Source organism: Paraburkholderia sp. Ac-20347 (assembly GCF_017104805.1).
GTDB lineage: Bacteria > Pseudomonadota > Gammaproteobacteria > Burkholderiales > Burkholderiaceae > Paraburkholderia > Paraburkholderia tropica.
The window spans coordinates 1-4,248 of record NZ_JAAGPN010000428.1 but is presented as its reverse complement, the minus strand read 5'-3'; the positions used below and the strand labels follow the sequence as shown (position 1 = coordinate 4,248).

The window sequence follows — 4,248 nt, the reverse complement described above, 5'->3', positions numbered from 1 at the left end:
GCCGACAGCAGCGCGAGGCGACCGGTGATGCGCTCGACGTCGGCGATCTGACGCAGTGCGCTGCGCAGGGCATCCACACTGGCGGGCGGCGGGGCGTCGAGCAGCGCGCCGATGGCTTGCTGGCGCGTCTGCGCGATGCCCGCGTCGCGCGGCGGATGATGCAGCCAGTGACGCAGCAGACGGCTGCCCATGGTCGTGCTGCAGGTATCGAGCAGCGAACACAGCGTGGGCGACTCGGTGCCGCGCAGCGTCTCGGTGAGTTCGAGATTGCGCCGCGTGGCCGGATCGAGGCCGATATATTCCGATTCCGCCTCGACCTTCAGGCTGCGCACGTGACGCAACTGCTGGCCTTGCGTGGCCGCCGCATAAAGCAGCAGCGCGCCGGCCGCGCCGCAGGCGCTCGTGAGCGTCTGCGCGCCGAAGCCGTCGAGGCTCGCGACGTCGAGTTGATCGCACAGACGCTGGCGGCCCGACGCGACGTCGAAGTGCCAGGCGGGCACGCGCGTCAGTGCGCCCGGCGTAGTGCCCGATCCTGCGGAAGGCGGCGCCCAGCCCGACGATTCCGCGGGCATTTCCGCAACGAGAATTTCCGCGGGACGGATGCGCTCGAAGGCCGCCGCGACCTGTTCGGGCGCGACTTCCGCGAGGCGCAGCGCGCCGCTTGCCAGATTGAGCCACGCGAGACCGACGTTGACGGTCGCGCCGCGCCGGTTGTGACCGGGGCAGACGGCCATCAGATAAACGTCGTTCTTGTCGGAAAGCAGGGCCGCGTCAGTCAGCGTGCCGGGCGTGACCACGCGCACGACTTTGCGTTCGACCGGTCCTTTGGACGTGGCCGGGTCGCCGATCTGTTCGCAGATCGCCACCGACTCGCCGAGCTTCACGAGCTTGGCGAGATATTGTTCGCAGGCGTGATGCGGCACGCCCGCCATCTTGATGGGATTGCCGGCCGAGGCGCCGCGCTGCGTGAGCGTGAGGTCGAGCAGGCGCGCGGCCTTCTCCGCGTCTTCGAAGAACAGCTCGTAGAAGTCGCCCATCCGGTAGAACACCAGCGTGCCCGGATGATCGGCCTTGATGCGCAGATATTGCTGCATCATGGGAGTGTGTTGCGCGATGTCGGCTGCGCCTGCGGTGTGTGTAGCCATCCTCGGTGTCTTGCTTAAGGTTCAGGGCGTGAGTGTAACCCGCGCGGGAGGTGCGTGAACCTGGCCGGATGGCCAGCGCCTGCGCGCGTCATCCAGTCAGGCGGTGCGCTCATTCGTCGACGAGCGCCTGCAGGTCCACGGTGCGTGCGTTCGCGGCACTGCGTCGCATCGCGAGCCAGATCATGCCGGACACGAACACGCCGAATACAACGATGATCCATTGCACCGGCATTTTCGCCGTGAGCAGCAGCGCATAGGCGCCGAGCATCATCAGCACGGCGAGGTTCTGGTTGAAATTCTGCACGGCGATCGAGTGGCCCGCCGACAGCAGCGTCGCGCCGCGATGCTGGAGCAGGGCGTTCATCGGCACGATGAAAAAGCCCGCGAGCGCGCCGAGCGCGATCATCAGCGGATACGCGAACAGCAGATAAAAGGGCAGCACGAAGGTGCCGAAGCGCAGGCCTTCGCCGGCCGGAAACAGATTCTTGCTGTAGAACGCCATTGCCATGGCGACAACGCCGCAGAGCACGCCCACGGGCAGCACGCGCAGCGACGCGCGCAACGACACCCAGGCCGCCGCCGCGCCCGCGCCGAGCGCGATCCCGAGGCCCGTCACGCCCTGCATCACGGCGGCCTTCGAGAGCGTGAGGCCGAGGTTCGCGTCGGCCCATTTGAGCACCAGCAGTTGCAGCGTGACGGCCGCGCCCCACATCAGGGTCGTGACCCACAGCGCGATCTGCGCGAGCTTGTCGGCCCAGAGCACGTTGAAACAATGCACGAAGTCGCCCACCAGCCGCGCCGGTTCCTTGAGGCGGTTCTCGTAGCGCGCGCCCGTATCGGGAATGCCGATGTTGATGAGCGCCGCGATCGCATAAGTGATCATGACCGCGAGCATCGCGAGATCGGCGGCCGAGTGGATCAGCGGCATCGGATGGTGCTGGACGAAACGCTGCGCGTAGGTCGAGACCAGCGCGCCGCCGAGCATGGTGCCGACGATGGTCGAGAGCACGGTCGCCGATTCGAGCCACGCGTTGGCCGAGACGAGTTTCTCGGCGGGCAGCAATTCAGTGAGGATTCCGTACTTTGCGGGCGAGTAGGCCGCCGCGCCGAAGCCGACCACGCCGTACGCGATCATCGGGTGCACGCCCGCGATCATCAGCATGCAGCCGGCGGCCTTGAGCGCGTTCGAGACGAACATCACGTGGCGCTTTTGCAGCGCGTCGGCGAACGCGCCGACGAAGGGCGCGAGCAGCACGTACGAGACCGTGAAGAATATCTGGAGGAGCGGCGTGACCCAGGCCGGCGACGAGATCACCGTGAGCAACGCGATTGCCGCGATCAGCAGCGCGTTGTCGGCGAGCGACGAAACGAACTGCGCGGCGATGATCGTGAAGAAGCCTTTTTTCATCGCGGGTTGGAGCGGTTGAACGGCGGCTCGATGGCCCAGGCGACCACGGCGCGGGAAACGCAATCGAACTGGACAGGCGCGCAACCGGAGCGAAACGGGCGCGCGACCCCATCGGATTCACGACGAAAAAAGCGGCCGAAGCCGCTTGTTGTGGCGGGTGGGCGTCGTGCGGCGCGTGTTCGCGCTGCCGTGTCGCCGCTTTCCCCCGCGGGTTGTGTCGCCGTGATCCTGCTTTTTCCAGTTTGCCCGATTGTGACACGGGCCGCTGCGCGCCGCAGTGTTCCTCGCAATCGCCTGACGGCTTCATGCGCGGCGGCGGCAGCGCGGATACGGCGTCAGCGCGCTCAGGCTTCCTTCTTGATGCGCGTGTACTTCGAGAGGATCGGCACCATTTGCGCGTAGATCTTCGGGTTGCCCGCGACGATTTCGCCGACGTGCAGGAAGTCCGAGTCGCCCGTGTAGTTGCCGATCAGGCCGCCGGCTTCCGTCACGAGCAGCGCGCCCGCAGCGACGTCCCACGGATTGAGGCCCTGTTCGAAGAAGCCGTCCATGCGGCCCGCGGCGACGTTCGCCAGATCGAGCGCGGCGGCGCCCGGGCGGCGCAGGCCGGCGCAGGCGTTGGTCATCGCGGCGAACAGATCGCAGTAGCTGTCGAGGCCGTCCTTTTCGCGGAACGGGAAGCCCGTGCCGATCAGACCGTCGGCGAGACGGTCGCGGCGGCCGACGCGGATGCGGCGGTCGTTCAGGAACGCGCCGCGGCCGCGCGAAGCGGTGAAGAGGTCGTTGCGCGTCGGGTCATAGACCACGGCCTGCGTGACGATGCCCTTGTGTGCGAGCGCGATCGAGACGCAGTAGTACTGGAAACCGTGGATGAAGTTCGTGGTGCCGTCGAGCGGATCGATGATCCACTGGTATTCCGACTCGTGGGCCGATTCGCCCGATTCCTCGGCGAGGATCGCGTGGTCGGGGTAAGCGGTGGAGAGCGTTTCGATGATGGCGGCTTCGGCCGCCTTGTCGACTTCCGTGACGAAATCGTTGTGCTGCTTCTTCGCGACCTGCACGAGGTCGAGGTCGAGCGACGCGCGGTTGATGATCTGTCCGGCGCGGCGCGCGGCCTTGACAGCGATGTTGAGCATGGGATGCATGAGCCTGGATCCTTGTTGTCCGGCGCGCGCATCGGCACGCGCACCGGTGGTGCGAAAGATAAAGCGTCTAACGATTGGACAGGGCGCGGGCCGGGCGGCCGCGGAACCTGTCCCGCCAACGGAGACGAATTGAATAAGAACGGGGCGCGGCGGTCTTGCGGACCCGGTTTTGCGGCCAGACGGCTGACCGGAAAACGCGCGCGAATCTGGCATTTTACCCGATTTTCGGTCCGCTTCGGGAGACTTCGGATGGGCGCGGGGCGGGCGGTGGCGGAATGGCTTTGGGGCTCGCGCTCGCGCCGTCCCCGCGGCGTCCCCAATAGGCCGGGGGCGCGAGCCGCGCTAACATACAGGCTTCACTGACCACGCCGTACGAGATTCATCTTGGAGCACCCCGATTCACATGCCGCCGAAGCGGCCCACGAGCCGCTGCGCGGCGGTTTCACGTCCACGCGCTTCGTGCTGGTCGAGCCCAGCCATCCGGGCAACGTCGGCGCCGCGGCGCGCGCGCTGAAGACAATGGGCTTTTCGCGGCTCGTGCTGGTCGCGA

General features: G+C 66.9%; 2 protein-coding genes and 2 pseudogenes. 1 reads left to right on the top strand and 3 read right to left on the bottom strand.

The annotated features are described in order from the left end of the window. The 3 genes and pseudogenes from G3N97_RS36920 to G3N97_RS36910 form a co-directional block, all read right to left on the bottom strand. Nucleotides 1–1,145 (bottom strand): annotated as a pseudogene (locus G3N97_RS36920) (DNA mismatch repair protein MutS); the annotation flags it as partial. 109 nt (nt 1,146–1,254) lie between these two features. Continuing rightward, the gene (gene lplT / locus G3N97_RS36915; protein WP_277397877.1) at nt 1,255–2,592 is read right to left on the bottom strand and encodes a lysophospholipid transporter LplT; all 1,338 of its coding nucleotides are present in this window, start codon (nt 2,590–2,592) and stop codon (nt 1,255–1,257) included. Between the two features lie 305 nt (nt 2,593–2,897). Then, nucleotides 2,898–3,698 carry an inositol monophosphatase family protein gene (locus G3N97_RS36910; RefSeq protein WP_074984457.1) on the bottom strand — a complete coding sequence of 267 codons (801 nt, stop codon included), beginning with the start codon at nt 3,696–3,698 and terminating at the stop codon, nt 2,898–2,900. A gap of 384 nt (nt 3,699–4,082) precedes the next feature. Between G3N97_RS36910 and G3N97_RS36905 the strand changes: the two are divergent. Then, a pseudogene (locus tag G3N97_RS36905) lies at nt 4,083–4,248 on the top strand (TrmH family RNA methyltransferase); the annotation flags it as partial.

Bases quoted from the DNA above. Each gene is read 5' to 3' on its own strand.
- G3N97_RS36910 (WP_074984457.1), bottom strand. From the start codon at position 3,698: ATGCATCCCATGCTCAACATCGCTGTCAAGGCCGCGCGCCGCGCCGGA.